We start from the raw sequence: 15,192 nt of genomic DNA on the forward strand, positions 1-15,192 counted from the left end.
TATTATCAACTAAAACTCTATTTTTGAACAAACCATTTTTTATGAAAAGACTCTTAATTTTAGCATTTCTTGTATCTACTTTCACAAGTGGTTATAGCCAAATGCGTTTGGAAAATGACCCAACCGTCTTGGTGAGCTTAGGTGTTAATGGCTTGGTGACAGAAGGCACCAGAAAACCATGGAAGGATTTTGATGAAATTGCTTTCCATATCCCAATCGCATTTTCAGTTGAATTTGGTCTGAATGGTTATTTATATTTTGAACAAGATTTTCAATTGAATGGCTACAAAAAAGGAGAATGGATTGACAATGGAGTTTTGGATGAAGACAAAACCTATATAAGTACCAATACTTATCTTAAATTTTATTATTCGGACTTACTGTTTAAAAGAGAGCCAGATTGGTTAGATCTTTATGTAAGTACAGGTCCTGGGTATTTTTCTTTAAACGAGTCCAATTTCTCTTGGAACTTAGCACTAGGGGGCACTGTATGGGTCTCTGACAACATTGGAATACGACTTCAAGCTGCAGGAAAATGGGCGTTTCATAGATTGGATAGACAATATGACAACAACCATTACCAATATTACCTAATGGGCGTTTTTAAGCTTTAAAAGGTATCATAACTATAAAAAATAAAGGGACATAAGATTATGTCCCTTTATTTTTTTATCAATGTTCAGCCAAAAATCAAATAGACTCTAAAGCTATATCATCTATTAAAAACTGAAAGTGGAGGATTTTATTTCCCTCAACACTCCGTGTTGAAAATAAAAAAGTCTCACTTCTAAATTCAAGTAAACTTGATTTATTGTGAGACTTTTTTATTTATCCGTGACCGCGGAGGGATTCGAACCCCCAACCCTCAGAGCCGAAATCTGATATTCTATCCAGTTGAACTACGCGGCCAAAAAAGTATAATCTAACTCAATTTAGCCTTTACAATGGTTGAAATAGTTTTTCCATCGGCTTTTCCAGCCAGTTCCTTACTAACAAGTCCCATTACTTTTCCCATATCTTTCATACCATCTGCACCAACCTTCTCGATTGTAGCAACAACTGCCTTTTCAATTTCAGCTTCAGAAAGTTGCTCTGGTAAAAATTGACTAATAACTTTGGCTTCATCTATTTCAGGTTGCGCCAAATCTTCTCTTCCTTGTTCTAAATAAATAGCTGCACTGTCTTGACGTTGTTTAACCAGTTTCTGAAGTAATTTAAGCTCCTGGTCTTCGGTTAAACCATCACCTGCACCCGTCTCGGTTTGTGCTAAAAGTATAGATGATTTTATGGCTCTCAAAGCAGTTAAAGCTGTTTGATTCTTTGCTTTCATAGCCTCTTTCATACCATCCATCACTTTATTCTGTAAACTCATAATTCGTTTATTTTGCGTTTGCGAAGATACTAAAGAAAACCCGAAAAACCATTACTGATTCTTCGGGTTTCCAAGAAGCTTAAACACTAAACTTAATTGCTATTAATCTACATTGTCATGAAGAAATGAATTGTTATTTCTCATCTGTATATCATTATTGTCATCCAAACTAATACTGGTACTGGACATACTACTTGAATCTGACGAATGTGGGGTGTCATTTAAATCTACACCGTGTCTTTTGTATGCAGGTATTTTTTCAATATCATCAATCTTATTCGTGTTGAATTTATAATTAAAATCCTTCATCTTTCTCCTTCTTTCCTCCGCACGCTCTTTTAACATATCAGATATTGGACTGTTCATAGGATCTATATCCCCACCAGACTCAGCTCCCTGTTCAACATCCTCTTTTAGAGTTTTCTTTTCAAATACTACATCCTGTTCCTCAATGACCACCTCATTCTTTTTAGGGTTCATTTCAGACTCTACTTCAATGTAGTCATCTAAGGCATACCTCACTTCTCCCTTTTCATTAGACTCCGTGACAGGAATTACCTCAACAAAATCCCTTACAGGCATTTTTTTAACATTCTCATCCAACTCATGCACAACAAAATCATTATCCTTGCTAGTAATTGGAGACTCACTTATAGGTAAATCAAAGGTTAATGTAATTTGTTGCTCCTCCTCACCATACTCATCCTCATAACTTTCTTCCACTGCCTCAGGTTTTATTTCAGTGATGATATAATCATCCTCTTCTTCCTCAATTTCAGCAGTTACCTCTTCGTAAGTAACCTTAATATTTTTAATTTCCTCAGTTGTGTTAATCAATCCTAAAGTCTCTTCAGAATGATTTAATTTAGGTGATGAATCTGATTTAATTTGAAAATCATCAAATTCCTCAATATCTAACGTATGCTTGACAACCTCTTCTTTTTTCTCCTCTTTTAATTCTATGTTGGGAGTAATAATAGCGGGTTGCTTTTCTTTCTTTGTTAAATCCTTTTCAAAGGGCTTATCATCTTCCAAGGCGTGGATTACTTTTTTAATCTCTGTATTAGAGATTTCATTCTGTTGATCCAAATCAAAACCAGTGGCAATAATTGTTACGGCTATAGATTCATCAAGTGACTCATCCTCACCAACTCCCATAATAATATTGGCTCCATGACCCGCTTCGTCTTGAATATGATCATTGATTTCCCCAATTTCATCGATAGTGATTTCCTGAACACCAGAAACGATAAGCAACAATACATTCTTAGCACCCGTAATCTTATTATCATTTAGCAATGGCGAATCCAATGCCTTTCTGATAGCTTCATGAGCTCTATTTTGACCAGATGCTATTGCAGATCCCATAATAGCTGTACCACTATTGCTTAATACAGTTTTAGCATCACGTAAATCGATGTTTTGGGTATAGTGATGAGTTATAACTTCAGCTATACCACGAGCAGCTGTTGACAAGACTTCATCTGCCTTGGAGAACCCAGCTTTAAAGCCTAGATTACCGTATACCTCTCGTAGTTTATTATTATTAATGACTACCAGAGAATCAACCATAGACCTTAGGTTGTCAATTCCCTTTTGGGCTTGTTGGTTTCTTAATTTTCCTTCAAATTGAAATGGCATTGTTACGATTCCTACAGTAAGAATATCCATTTCCTTTGCCATTTTGGCTATAATTGGGGCAGCACCTGTTCCAGTTCCACCTCCCATTCCCGCAGTAATAAAAACCATTTTGGTATTGGAATCCAACATGCTGCTTATTTCATCAAAACTTTCAACGGCTGCCTTCTCTCCAATTTCTGGATTGGCTCCAGCACCTAACCCTTCAGTTAGGTTAACCCCTAATTGAATTTTATTAGGAACACCGCTATTTTGAAGTGCTTGGGCATCGGTATTACAAATTACGAAATCGACTCCCTTAATTCCTTGTTGGAACATGTGGTTAATAGCATTGCTACCTCCACCTCCAACTCCAATAACCTTGATAACATTTGACTGATTTTTAGGTAAATCAAATGAGATACTGTTTTCAATTCCTGTGTTGCTGCTCATGAATCTTTGTTTTATTATTCTGCGTTATCTAAAAAATCCTTCACTCTTTCGGTTAGTTTATCCAAAAAAGAGCGACGTTCTGGTTTTGGTTCTTGTATTGGTTCTTCAGGCTCTTCATTAGTTTCTTGAGCCTGTTCTTTTTGTTCTTCATACTTTTCTTGCGCTTTGGCCTCTGCTTTCTTTCTCTCATGTCGTTTCAATCCGTCCATGACCAAACCTACAGCTGTGGCGTATAACGGACTAGTCACTTCATCATCACTATCTCCAGCCAAATGTTCATTGGGATAACCTATTCTTGTATCCATCCCGGTAATGTATTCCACTAATTGCTTTAAATGTTTCAATTGACTTCCGCCTCCTGTCAAAACAATACCTGCAATAAGCTTTTTCTTTTGTTCTTCATGACCGTAATTTTTGATCTCCAAGTACACCTGTTCGATAATCTCCACAACTCGGGCATGAATAATTTTCGATAAATTTTTAAGCGTAATCTCCTTAGGCTCCCTACCTCTTAAACCAGGAATGGAAACAATTTCATTATCCTTGTTTTCCCCTGGCCAGGCAGAACCGAATTTGATCTTTAATAACTCCGCTTGTTTCTCAATTATAGAACACCCCTCTTTGATATCTTCAGTAATGACATTACCTCCAAATGGAATAACAGCTGTATGACGAATAATGCCATCCTTAAATACTGCTAAGTCAGTGGTTCCACCTCCTATATCAATTAAGGCGACACCAGCTTCTTTCTCCTCTTGGCTTAACACAGCATTTGCAGAAGCTAATGGCTCTAATGTAATTCCCTCCAGATTTAAACCAGCACTTTTTACACACCTTCCAATGTTTCTAATAGAAGATACTTGCCCAACCACAACATGGAAATTTGCCTCTAAACGTCCTCCATACATCCCAATAGGCTCCTTAATTTCGGCCTGTCCATCAACCTTATATTCCTGTGGCAAAACATGTATTATTTCCTCTCCAGGAAGCATGACCAACTTATGAACTTGATTAATTAATTGCTCAATATCTTCTTCGTCGATTACTAACTCAGAATTGGGCCTAGTGATGTAATCACTATGTTGTAAACTACGGATATGTTGGCCAGCAATACCCACCGTTACATCCTCAATTTTAATATCTGCAGCCGCTTCAGCTTCTTGAACTGCAGCTTGAATGGACTGTATTGTTTGCGTAATATTATTGACCACACCACGGTGAACACCCAAGCTTTTGGATTTTCCAATTCCCAAAATCTCCACTTTACTGTATTCATTTTTACGACCAATCATGGCCACGATTTTCGTGGTTCCTATGTCTAATCCTATTGCAATGTTGTTTTCCATTGTTTACACTTTTGTACAGACTACTTGACTTTCAAATCTCAGATTTATATTGCTGTAACTGTTTAGCCTATTTTCTTTATAAGCCTTTTTATAAAATGCCTTGAGATTGTTTATTTTTTTATCTAAGCTAGTTGGTTTTCCTATTTCTACTATAAAATCATATTGTCTCAACCTGAGATATATATGATTCTTTTTGTCTTGCCTTATTTCAAATACGTGTTTTTTTAAAAACTCATCATTTTGAATTTTTCTGGCAACTTCAAATACATTTGACAAATTATTTTTGTCGATACTTCCGGTTACAAGTGGTACTCTGGCAGAATAATTGGACGACAAAGGCATATAACTACCCTGATCATCGATGTAATACGATGCATTTGTACGCACTCTTGCTATAGGTTTCTTTTGGACTACATCTGCCTTTAACACGCCATCTACAGTCACATAGACATCTGCAGTTTTAATCATCGGATTGGAATTCAGGGCATGTTCCAATTCATTCAAATCTATAATTTCTTTAAACTCCTTTTGAGACCTTTGCGGATTTTGTATTAACAATTTACTAACAGTTTCCTGTGTGATATACATGTTGTTATCGCCTATGAAACTTATATCCACACGAGATATTTCCCGATTCATTTGTCTTTCTGCTGAAAAAGCGAACAAAAAAACCACTAGGCAACCTAAAACCGCCAATTTTACTATGTTCCAATCAACTCGCAACACTCAAGCTTTCTTTAATACGTTCAACTTCCTCTCCAATATCTCCTGCTCCCAAGGTTAAAACTACGGGAGCATCACTCTTTTTAATTTCAGATATTATCTCATGCTTTTGGATGAGCCTCTTATTAGAATTCTGAATTTTTGACAAAAGCCATTCAGATGTCACACCGGCCACAGGTAGCTCCCTAGCCGGATATATGTCCAGCAATCGCACTTCATCAAACAGTCCTAAACTGGATGCAAACTCTTCAGAAAAATCTTTGGTACGACTATACAAATGCGGTTGAAACACAACCAATACTTTTTTATCAGGATACATTTCACTCACCGCTTGATGCACCGCCTTAATTTCCTCGGGATGGTGGGCATAATCATCAATATAAACAAGCTCTTCTGTTTTAATGTGATAAGAAAATCTTCTTTTCACACCTTGATAGGAAATTAAAGCCTTAGCGAGCTGTTGGTGAGGGCAACCAAATTCCACAGCCATCGCCAAGGCAATTAATGCATTCGACAAATTATGTCTACCGGGTAGGTTAAATTTAAAATCGTTTATTATTCCATTTGGCGTTCGCACATCAAACAAATAACTCCCATTTTCTATTCTTAAATGGATAATGGCATAGTCTGAATCATCTTCTATCCCATATGTTATCCCTTTAAGAGGTAAGCCATTTTTAACAAATAACTTCCCTGTATCTTTTACTTTTTTGGCAAAGGCCTCAAAAGATTTTATCAATTCAAATTTATCTCCATAAATATCCAAATGGTCCGCATCCATAGAGGTTATACAGGCCAAATCTGGGGAAAGCGTTAAAAAGGATCTATCAAACTCATCGGCCTCCACAACAGATACCTCAGTACCGTTTAGTATCAAGTTGGATTGATAATTTTCGCTTATTCCTCCTAAAAATGCTGTCACAGGGACATCACAAACATTCAACAAGTGCCCCAAAATGCTGGTCGTTGTTGTTTTTCCATGTGTTCCTGCAACCGCTAAACAAAAAGTGTTTTCAGTGATAAGTCCCAAAACTTGAGATCGCTTCATCACCCAAAACCCCTCTGTTTTGAAATAATTTAATTCCTTATGATCAGAAGGAATAGCGGGCGTATAAATTACAAGCACCTGTTTACTTTTGAGAAAAACAGGATTCACCAAACTTATATCATCAGCAAAATGAATATCCATACCTAGGTTTATTAACTCATCAGTCAATGTGGTTTGGGTTTTGTCATAACCTCCAACAGTTAGTCCTTTGGCATGAAAGTACCTAGCTAATGCACTCATACCAATACCTCCTATTCCGATGAAATAAACGCTATGTATGTTTTTTAAATCCAATTTAGTTTTTAAGTAATTTTTCTACTTCATTTACTATATCCTTGGTAGCATTTACTAATGCCAGACCCTTAATATTCTTACCCAACTCCTCCTGCTTTTCAGGCGAAGCCATAAGTTGGGAGAATTTATTTTCAAAATCCACATCCAAATCTTCCTCTTTAATTAAAAGAGCAGCCTGCCTATTCACAACAGCCATTGCATTTTTGGTTTGATGGTCCTCAGCCACATTGGGAGAGGGAATGAAAATGACCGGCTTTCCCACAATACATAATTCTGACACCGAGCTTGCTCCAGCCCTTGAAATAATAATATCTGCCGCGGCATATGCCATAGCCATGTCGTTGATAAATGCATGAACTTGCACATCCTTGGTATGGTTATAAATTTTATACTTTTCGTAGTATAATTTTCCACATTGCCAAATGACTTGTATGTTATGGATTTGTAAAAAATCCAATTCCTTTTCAATAAGTTGATTGATTCGTCTAGCTCCCAAACTCCCTCCTAGAACTAATAATGTTTTCTTATCTGGCTTAAGAGAAAATAGCTCATCTGCAGCCTCTTTCTTATTGTCAATTTTCAATAAATCCTGCCTTACGGGATTTCCTGTTTTAACCATTTTTTTAGCCGGAAAGAAACGTTCCAATCCATCATAAGCCACACATATTTTATCCGCCTTTTTGCCTAATAACTTATTGGTAATTCCAGGAAATGAATTCTGTTCTTGGATAAGACTTGGAACCCCTTTAGAAACTGCCATTTGCAACAAGGGTCCACTGGCAAATCCGCCTGTACCAATGGCAATATCTGGCTTGAATTGATTCACAATTTTCCTTGCCTTCAATAAACTGCTTACTAGCTTAAATGGGAAGCTTAGATTTTTCAAAGTCAATTCTCTCTGAATTCCAGAAATCCACAATCCTTTGATGTCATAACCGGCTTGAGGCACTTTATCCATCTCCATTTTATCCTTGGCACCAACAAACAAAATTTGAGCATCTGGATACCTCAATTTTATTTCATTGGCAATGGCAATGGCCGGATAGATATGACCTCCCGTTCCTCCACCAGATAATATGACTTTAATTGCGCTCATTTATATCGTTTCTGAAAGAATCTCCAAAGGATTCTCCTCAGCATTTTCTTGTTCTTTTATTTCTTCTCTTTTTACACTGACACTCAGTATAATCCCTACAGATAAACATGTCATCCAAATAGAGGTTCCACCACTACTTATCAATGGTAATGTTTGACCCGTTACCGGGAACAGCTGTACCGCTACCGCCATATTAATCAAGGCTTGAAACACTATAGGCAAACCAACTCCTAACACCAATAATTTCCCAAAGATGGTTTCAGACTTTTGTGCCACAATCACGATTCTAAACAATAGCCACAAATAAGATACCATCAAAACAAGCCCCCCTATCAATCCATATTCTTCCACAATAATGGCATAGATGAAATCTGAAGAAGATTGCGGCAGAAAATTCTTCTGTAAACTTTTACCTGGCCCAACACCTCTAATTCCTCCAGATGCGATAGCTATTTTTGCCTTTTCAATTTGATAATCCTCTTCGGTCACCTCCTCATTTGCAAAACTCTCTATCCTACTCATCCATGTGTCTACCCTATTTGGCATTGCATCTGGAAATGCCTTTGCAACCAAAATAAATATGGTCAAGGATAGCATACCAGCCCCAATAATCACCGCTAAATACCTAAGAGGATACCCACCTAAGAACACCAACATCATAACCATCACAAACATGATGGCTGCTGTAGAAAAGTTGGCCGGCAAAATTAAAATAAGTATTAAGAAAACAGGCATCCAAAGTGGTAAAATTGACTCCTTAAATGTTATTTTTTTATCGTTAATTTTTGACATGTACCTAGCCACATAAACCATGAGTACCACCATGGCTAGAGTCGAGGTTTGAAAAGACATGTTTACAATAGGGATTTGTATCCATCTGCTCGCATTGGCTCCATCAATAGTAGTCCCTTGAAGCATAGTAACAACCAACAATACAACAACAACAGGCAACATAACCATTGACAAACCTCGAAAATAACGATACGGAATTTTATGAATCCCATACATGATAGAGAACCCTAAAAAAAGATGTACCAAATGCTTTATAAAAAACCCAAAAGTATTTCCATTGCCACTCACATAAGCCAAATTACTTGCAGCGCTATAAACGGGCAAAAATGAAAATATAGCCAATAAGGCCGCAATGGACCAAATCAACCTATCTCCTTTTAGATTCTTTAATAAACTCTTCATTCTATCTTTTATAAATTCCTTACTGCCTCTTTAAATTGACGTCCTCTATCCTCATAATTTTGAAACAAGTCAAAGCTAGCACAAGCTGGAGACAATAAAACATTGTCACCAGGTTCAGCAATCTTGTAAGCAATCTTTACGGCCTCACTCATAAATTGAGTCTCTACAATAACGTCTACCATAGGAGCAAAATTCTCAATCAACTTTTCATTATCTATCCCCAAACAGATAACCGCCTTCACCTTTTCATTTACAAAAGGAAAAAGTTCTTGATAATTATTCCCTTTATCTTCACCTCCAACAATCCACACTGTAGGGGCATCCATGCTTTCTAATGCATAATAGGTTGCATTAACATTCGTTGCCTTGGAATCATTGATGTAGTTTACTTTATTAATTTTTAAAACTTGCTCCAATCGGTGTTCTACACCATGAAAATTTTCAAGACTTTCTCTTATGGTCTGCTTTCTAATTTTCAATAAATGCGCTACGGTTGAAGCAGCCATGGCATTTTTAATATTGTGTTTTCCTTCTAATGCTAAATCTTTTGTTGGCATAATAAACTGGTTGTTATCTATAATTACTTTTATGTTTTCGTTTTCTATAAATGCACCATTCTCAAAAGTTTTCTTCAGTGAAAATGGAAATAATTTTGATTGAACTGGGTTGTTTTCCAACCATTCCTGAATTACCTCATCATCGGCATCATAAATGAAATAATCTTCTGGAGTCTGATTCATAATTATCCTAAACTTTGAAGCGATATAATTTTCAAATTGATAATTATATCGATCCAAATGATCTGGAGTAATATTGGTCAAAACAGCGATATGAGGCTTGAAGTCCAAAATATCATCCAATTGAAAACTGCTTATTTCAAGGACATAATTTTCATAATCATGCTCCAATATTTGCTTAGCAAAACTGTCTCCAATATTACCTGCCAAACCTACTTGCAGTTCTTGTTTCAAAATATGATGCGTCAAGCTTGCAGTAGTTGTTTTACCATTACTACCAGTAATACCTACAATCGTTGCCGAGGTATACCGAGATGCAAACTCGATCTCTGAAACAATTTGGACACCCTTCTCCCTTATCAATTTCACCAAAGGTGCTTTTTCTGGAATACCGGGACTCTTCATTACCAAATCAGCATTGAAAATCTCTGACTCAGTATGTTTTTCATCCTCCCATTCAATCTCATTATTTATAAGAACTTCTTTATACTTATCTTTTATGCTCCCCTTATCGGAAACAAAAACTTCAAATCCCTTTTGTTTTCCCAAAAGTGCTGTTCCCACACCACTTTCACCTCCACCTAGTATCACTAGTCTTTGAGTCATTCTTCTCTATCTAATTTTCAAGGTCACAATGGATACAATGGCCAGCATGATTCCGATGATCCAAAAACGAGTCACTATCTTGCTTTCATGGTAACCCGATTTTTGATAATGGTGATGCAATGGCGACATTTTAAAAATTCGTCTTCCTTCTCCATATTTTTTCTTAGTGTATTTGAAATAGCTCACCTGCATGACCACAGATAAATTTTCAGCCAAGAAAATGCCACACAAAACAGGTATTAGCCATTCTTTTCTAACAGCAATAGCAATAACTGCAATAATTCCACCAATAGTCAAACTACCCGTATCACCCATGAACACCTGAGCTGGATAAGTATTGTACCATAAAAAACCAATTAATGCTCCTACAAAGGCCGTTATGTAAATGGTGATTTCCTCAACTCGAGGTATGTACATGATATTTAAGTATTCTGAAAAAATGATATTACCAGACACCCAGGCAAAAATTCCCAAGGTCAGAGCAATGATAGCAGAAGAACCTGCCGCCAGACCGTCAATACCATCAGTAAGATTAGCACCGTTTGATACTGCCGTGATAATAAAAATAGACACCAAAATAAAGATTACCCAAGCATACTTCTTAAACTGAGGACTTATCCAAGTAATCAAGCTTGCATAATCAAATTCGTTTTTCTTAACAAAAGGAATGGTTGTTTTGGTCGATTTTTCTTCGGCTTTAAACAATTTGGAAGGTTCTGCATTAGGATTTTCGGCCAAAATCTCTTTTTGTTGCTCAACTGGCAACTTTTCCTTGATAGTTACATAGTCATTGAAGTATAAAGTGGTTCCCACAATAATCCCCAAACCAACTTGCCCCAAAACCTTAAATTTCCCTTTCAGACCTTCTTTATCATTTTTGAATTTTTTGATATAATCGTCAATAAATCCAATAGTTCCCATCCATAAGGTGGTAACCAGTAATAAAATGATATAGATGTTCTCCAATTTGGATATTAAAAGAACAGGAATCACGGTAGCCATAATGATGATGATACCACCCATGGTAGGCGTTCCTGCTTTCTCAACCTGTCCTTCCAAACCTAAATCACGTATGGTTTCCCCGACTTGCTTTTTTTGAAGGAAATTGATGATTCGCTTTCCAAAAATCATGGAAATAAGCAAAGACAAAATCATCGCAACCGCCGCCCTAAAAGTGATGTAACCAAACAAGGCAGCCCCAGGTAGTTGATAATGCTTTTCTAAATAGTCAAATAAGTAGTACAACATCTATTTTTGTAATTGCTTTAAAAATTCCTTTACTATTTTAAAATCATCAAAATCAAATCGTTCTCCTTTGATTTCTTGATAGGTTTCATGCCCTTTACCAGCGATTAGAATGATGTCCCTGTCATTAGCCAGTTGACAAGCCGTCTTAATGGCTTGTTTCCTATCCGTTATGGACATGGTTTTTTTGAAATTTTGAGGTTCTACTCCAGCTTCAACCTCAGAAATAATGGCCTCAGGATTTTCACTTCTGGGATTATCACTTGTAAAAATGACTTTGGTGCTTAACTGAGAAGCAATATGTCCCATTTTTGGTCTCTTGGTTTTATCTCTATCGCCACCACATCCAACAACCGTAATCAACTCTTCATTTTTGGTGCGTATACTATTTATAGTTTCCAACACATTTTTTAAGGCATCTGGCGTGTGGGCATAGTCAACAATAGCAGTAATCTTACTTGAAGACATGAGATACTGAAACCTACCAGAAACACTTTCCAAATCACTTATCAATCTTAGGATTTCAACCTTCTCAAGTCCCAGCAAATCTGCAACTGCATAAATAGCTAAGATGTTATATGCATTGAAATTGCCAATCAATTTGGTCCACACTTCATTGTCATTTATCTTGAGCAACAAGCCACTAAATTGATTTTCTAGAATCAGCGCTTTATAATCGGCATAACTTTTTAAGGCATAGGTGTATTTTTTCGCCTTGGTATTTTGCAACATAAATGACCCATTCTTATCATCTTTATTAACCAAAGCAAAAGCCGATTCCGGCAGTTCATCAAAAAAGCGCTTTTTGACATCTCTGTATTCCGCAAAGGTTTTATGATAATCTAAATGGTCGTGAGTCAAATTTGTAAAAATCCCTCCTGCAAAATGAAGACCCAAAGTTCTATTCTGATGAATACCATGGGAACTCACTTCCATAAAGCAATACTCCACCCCTTCATCATTCATCATCTTGAGATATTTATTAATCGTCAAGGAATCTGGTGTTGTGTGGGTTGCTTTATACTTCTTTGAATCGACAATAACTTTCACTGTAGAAAGCAAACCAACTTTATAGCCTGCGTTCTTAAACAACTGATACAGTAAAGAAGCTATGGTAGTTTTACCATTGGTACCTGTCACTCCTACTAATTTCAAATTTTCGGATGGCATGGAATAATAATTAGATGCCATGATAGCCAAGGCGCTTGATGCATTTTCAACTACTATGTAAACCACCCCATTGACTAACTCAATAGGTAATTTTTCACAAATAATAGCTGAAGCGCCTTGACCAATAGCCTTATTAATGTAATCATGGCCGTCTGTAACAGTACCTCGAATTGCTACAAATATGTCGTTCTCAGAAATAGCCCTTGAATCAAACTCAATTTTGTTTACAGACAAAGAAGTATTGCCCACAACAGAATTGAGAGAAACTTTATATAGTATGTCCTTTAATTGCTTCAAGATGCTTTTATAATTATTGTTTGATTTTGTTTTAATTTTTCACCCTTACCTATGGACTGGGATTTAACTACTCCATTTCCTTCAACTTGAACCTTAACTCCTATATCCATATTTTCCAACAAGGAAATGGCATCCATAAGAGGTAGTCCAGTCACATCTGGCATAATTGTTTTATGGTTTTGAGCCAATTTGAAAAAGGACTCATATTCACTCCCTACTTTAGGGTCATTGACTTCAAGGGTTCCCATGCGATCAATAATAGGTGTGTCGGTAAATATTTTTTGAGCGATTCTTTTAAACACAGGACCGGAAACATCTGCCCCATAATACCCTTTTTTTATACTTGGTTTATGAATCACAACAATGCATGAATACTTAGGATTTTCAGCTGGGAAATATCCTGCAAAAGAAGACACGTATCGCTTATTTTCCTTCCAGCCTTCCATCCAGTACTCAGACTGCGCTGTACCCGTTTTTCCAGCCATAGAGAAATAGGGCGAATACAATGAACTCCCCGTACCTCTCTCAACTACATGCTTTAATATATCTTGAACCTCTTTTAAGGTCTTATCGGAACAAATCTTATCGTTGATTATTTCCCTTTCAAAGGACTCCATAGATTTATTCAACTCTTTAACTTCCCTGATAAATCTGGGCTTCACCATAATCCCATCATTAGCTATGGCATTATAGAAAGTTAGCGTGTGAAGTGGCGTTAATTCCAAATTGTAACCATAAGCCATTGAAGGCAACGCATTTCTACTCCATTTTTTACTTCCAGGCTCTGGGATATCTGGCGTTCCCTCTCCATTTATTGGCAAACCTAATGGCTCATTGAGCTTCCAGTCTTTTAATCGATTAATGAACTTTTCCGGATTGTCTTTATAGCCTTCATCCAAAATGGTTGCCAAACCAATATTTGAGGACACCTCCAAAGCTCGAGCTGCTGAAATTTTACCAAAACCACCGTGATGGGAATCATTGATTGGACGCCCATAGAAAAATTTCTTACCCTTTTTAGTATCCACAACAGTCGAAGTATCTATCAACTTATCTTCCAAAGCCGCCATTAAAGCCATAGTCTTAAACGTAGACCCGGGCTCCAATGCCTCCCACACAGCATAATTACGTTTTTCATAGTAAGTCCCCTCACTTGTTTTTGCTAAATTGGAAATAGCTCTTATCTCACCAGTTTTTACTTCCATGACAATCACACATCCGTGATCTGCTTCATAATACTCCAACTGCTGCAATAAGGAATGATGTGCGATATCCTGAATATTGGTACTTATTGTGGTATAAATATCATATCCATCTTTAGGTTCCACTTGATTATAATCAGTCATTGGCTTCCATTCTCCTTTTCCTATTTTCTGCTTTAGCCGCTTACCGTCTGTGCCTCTTAAATATTTAGCTCCAAAAGCCCCATCTATTCCAGCTCTTGTCACATTCCCATTTTCATCAAAACGCTCATACCCAATTGATCTATGAGCAATTCCACCCATAGGATATTCCCTTTTAGTGGTCTGCTCAACAATCAATCCTCCTTTGTATGCACCAAGATTCAGCATGGGAAAATTTCTTAAACGCAAATAATCCGAATAGCCAATATTTCTAGCTAATAGATAATAGCGGTTTTTATTTGCCCTAGCATTTCTAATGTTTTTCTGATAGTATGAAGATGGCCTCCCTGAATATTTTGAAAGGGAATCACATAATGGCTTCAAGTATTTTTCAAAGGTTTTGGCAGAAGGGGTCACAGCGTCGATTCGAATATCATATTTTGGAATACTCGTTGCCAACAAATTCCCTCCTACAGAATAAACATTTCCGCGATTTGCCGGAATAACAACTTGTTTCACCAATCGACTCTCAGCTAACGCTCGATACTTTTCACCATTGATAAATTGAATACTGAAAAGCTTAAACACAACTAGAAGAGCGAAGATGAACATACATCCTGCTAAAAAATACAATCGGTTTAATATGTTCTT

The 15,192-nt window shown here is 36.8% G+C and carries 12 protein-coding genes and 1 tRNA gene; 1 reads left to right on the forward strand and 12 read right to left on the reverse strand.

Going from position 1 to position 15,192, the window contains the following annotated elements; all coding sequences use genetic code 11:
- Positions 1-41 precede the first annotated feature (41 nt).
- Entirely contained in the window at positions 42-614 is a 573-nt protein-coding gene (locus GZ212_RS04405) for a hypothetical protein (protein WP_166957620.1), read from the forward strand.
- Positions 615-835: 221 nt separating this feature from the next.
- On the opposite strand, the gene GZ212_RS04410 is transcribed toward GZ212_RS04405, so the two are convergent.
- The 12 genes from GZ212_RS04410 to GZ212_RS04465 form a co-directional block, all read right to left on the reverse strand.
- Positions 836-909: transfer RNA gene (locus tag GZ212_RS04410), tRNA-Arg, on the reverse strand.
- A gap of 13 nt (positions 910-922) precedes the next feature.
- Positions 923-1,372: a GatB/YqeY domain-containing protein gene (locus GZ212_RS04415; protein ID WP_166957622.1), complete on the reverse strand. Its 450-nt coding sequence runs from the start codon at positions 1,370-1,372 to the stop codon at positions 923-925.
- A 102-nt stretch (positions 1,373-1,474) separates the two neighbouring features.
- Positions 1,475-3,442, reverse strand: coding sequence for a cell division protein FtsZ (gene ftsZ / locus GZ212_RS04420; protein ID WP_166957624.1), 1,968 nt, complete (start codon positions 3,440-3,442; stop codon positions 1,475-1,477).
- Between the two features lie 14 nt (positions 3,443-3,456).
- Positions 3,457-4,788, reverse strand: coding sequence for a cell division protein FtsA (ftsA, locus tag GZ212_RS04425; RefSeq protein ID WP_166957626.1), 1,332 nt, complete (start codon positions 4,786-4,788; stop codon positions 3,457-3,459).
- A gap of 3 nt (positions 4,789-4,791) precedes the next feature.
- Positions 4,792-5,427, reverse strand: a complete 636-nt coding sequence (locus GZ212_RS04430) for a cell division protein FtsQ/DivIB (RefSeq protein WP_232633211.1) — start codon at positions 5,425-5,427, stop codon at positions 4,792-4,794.
- Positions 5,428-5,500: 73 nt separating this feature from the next.
- Positions 5,501-6,853, reverse strand: a complete 1,353-nt coding sequence (gene murC / locus GZ212_RS04435) for a UDP-N-acetylmuramate--L-alanine ligase (protein WP_166957628.1) — start codon at positions 6,851-6,853, stop codon at positions 5,501-5,503.
- 1 nt (position 6,854) lies between these two features.
- Positions 6,855-7,949 (reverse strand): undecaprenyldiphospho-muramoylpentapeptide beta-N-acetylglucosaminyltransferase, encoded by a 1,095-nt coding sequence (gene murG, locus GZ212_RS04440; protein ID WP_166957630.1) that lies wholly within the window; start codon positions 7,947-7,949, stop codon positions 6,855-6,857.
- Positions 7,950-9,143: an FtsW/RodA/SpoVE family cell cycle protein gene (locus GZ212_RS04445; RefSeq protein WP_166957632.1), complete on the reverse strand. Its 1,194-nt coding sequence runs from the start codon at positions 9,141-9,143 to the stop codon at positions 7,950-7,952. It abuts the gene before it with no gap.
- Positions 9,144-9,151: 8 nt separating this feature from the next.
- Complete coding sequence (gene murD, locus GZ212_RS04450) at positions 9,152-10,486, reverse strand: UDP-N-acetylmuramoyl-L-alanine--D-glutamate ligase (protein WP_166957634.1); 1,335 nt, start codon at positions 10,484-10,486, stop codon at positions 9,152-9,154.
- 6 nt (positions 10,487-10,492) lie between these two features.
- Complete coding sequence (gene mraY / locus GZ212_RS04455) at positions 10,493-11,734, reverse strand: phospho-N-acetylmuramoyl-pentapeptide-transferase (protein ID WP_166957636.1); 1,242 nt, start codon at positions 11,732-11,734, stop codon at positions 10,493-10,495.
- Positions 11,735-13,198, reverse strand: a complete 1,464-nt coding sequence (locus tag GZ212_RS04460; RefSeq protein WP_166957638.1) for a UDP-N-acetylmuramoyl-L-alanyl-D-glutamate--2,6-diaminopimelate ligase — start codon at positions 13,196-13,198, stop codon at positions 11,735-11,737. It lies immediately after the preceding gene.
- Entirely contained in the window at positions 13,195-15,153 is a 1,959-nt protein-coding gene (locus GZ212_RS04465; RefSeq protein ID WP_166958152.1) for a penicillin-binding protein, read from the reverse strand. Before GZ212_RS04465 ends, GZ212_RS04460 begins: the two co-directional genes overlap by 4 nt.
- Between the last annotated feature and the right edge of the window lie 39 nt (positions 15,154-15,192).

Source organism: Mangrovimonas sp. CR14 (assembly GCF_011764015.1).
Classification (GTDB): domain Bacteria; phylum Bacteroidota; class Bacteroidia; order Flavobacteriales; family Flavobacteriaceae; genus Mangrovimonas; species Mangrovimonas futianensis.

What these genes read in the sequence shown, in the direction of transcription:
- ftsZ (WP_166957624.1), bottom strand. Translation starts at nt 3,442, where the DNA reads ATGAGCAGCAACACAGGAATTGAAAACAGTATCTCATTTGATTTACCT.
- ftsA (WP_166957626.1), bottom strand. Translation starts at nt 4,788, where the DNA reads ATGGAAAACAACATTGCAATAGGATTAGACATAGGAACCACGAAAATC.
- murD (WP_166957634.1), bottom strand. Translation starts at nt 10,486, where the DNA reads ATGACTCAAAGACTAGTGATACTAGGTGGAGGTGAAAGTGGTGTGGGA.
- mraY (WP_166957636.1), bottom strand. Translation starts at nt 11,734, where the DNA reads ATGTTGTACTACTTATTTGACTATTTAGAAAAGCATTATCAACTACCT.
- GZ212_RS04445 (WP_166957632.1), bottom strand. Translation starts at nt 9,143, where the DNA reads ATGAAGAGTTTATTAAAGAATCTAAAAGGAGATAGGTTGATTTGGTCC.
- GZ212_RS04430 (WP_232633211.1), bottom strand. Translation starts at nt 5,427, where the DNA reads ATGAATCGGGAAATATCTCGTGTGGATATAAGTTTCATAGGCGATAAC.
- murG (WP_166957630.1), bottom strand. Translation starts at nt 7,949, where the DNA reads ATGAGCGCAATTAAAGTCATATTATCTGGTGGAGGAACGGGAGGTCAT.
- GZ212_RS04415 (WP_166957622.1), bottom strand. Translation starts at nt 1,372, where the DNA reads ATGAGTTTACAGAATAAAGTGATGGATGGTATGAAAGAGGCTATGAAA.
- GZ212_RS04465 (WP_166958152.1), bottom strand. Translation starts at nt 15,153, where the DNA reads ATGTTCATCTTCGCTCTTCTAGTTGTGTTTAAGCTTTTCAGTATTCAA.
- GZ212_RS04405 (WP_166957620.1), top strand. Translation starts at nt 42, where the DNA reads ATGAAAAGACTCTTAATTTTAGCATTTCTTGTATCTACTTTCACAAGT.